This is a genomic window from Saccharicrinis sp. GN24d3 (genome assembly GCF_052400645.1).
Classification (GTDB): domain Bacteria; phylum Bacteroidota; class Bacteroidia; order Bacteroidales; family Marinilabiliaceae; genus Saccharicrinis.
In genome coordinates, this window is record NZ_JBQTGI010000091.1 from 1 (window position 1) to 558 (window position 558).

Annotated in this window: 2 tRNA genes and 1 rRNA gene; all 3 read right to left on the reverse strand. The window is 41.2% G+C overall.

From position 1 onward, the window contains the following. Window positions 1-195: 195 nt before the first annotated feature. Window positions 196-269 (reverse strand) — tRNA-Ala (locus tag ACT29I_RS25730). A gap of 8 nt (window positions 270-277) precedes the next feature. Next, a tRNA-Ile gene (locus ACT29I_RS25735) sits at window positions 278-351 on the reverse strand. Window positions 352-489: 138 nt separating this feature from the next. Further along, a 16S ribosomal RNA gene (locus ACT29I_RS25740) occupies window positions 490-558 on the reverse strand; the annotation flags it as partial.

Sequence of the window (558 nt, forward strand, 5' to 3'; positions counted from 1 at the left end):
GGTCGCACCATAACGCGCGGGCGTTACGGCGAACCTATGATTTTGATTGTTTTTGCCAATATGTCAATGTACGTTTTGTCCAAATTCCGGACAACGCGATTCATGATTTCATTTATGAACTCATCAATCTTTATTTCACCATAAATCCACCATCACCATTGTAACGGCTTAATAAGATATATGATCTAAAAGAAGTGGAGAATATCGGAGTCGAACCGATGACCTCCTGCGTGCAAGGCAGGCGCTCTAGCCAGCTGAGCTAATCCCCCGTAAAAAGTAGTCCTGCGCAGATTTGAACTGCGGACCCCTACATTATCAGTGTAGTGCTCTAACCAACTGAGCTACAGGACTATCTTATTTAAATTATGAAATACACAAAAAGGAAAAGAGGATTCTTCAATTGAAACTTCATCGATTTTAAAAGTCATCAAGCATTGCTTTCAACTTTTAACCTTTAAATTTTCAACTTAATGTTAGGACTCTCTCCAGAAAGGAGGTGTTCCAGCCACACCTTCCGGTACGGCTACCTTGTTACGACTTAACCCTAGTTACCGGTTT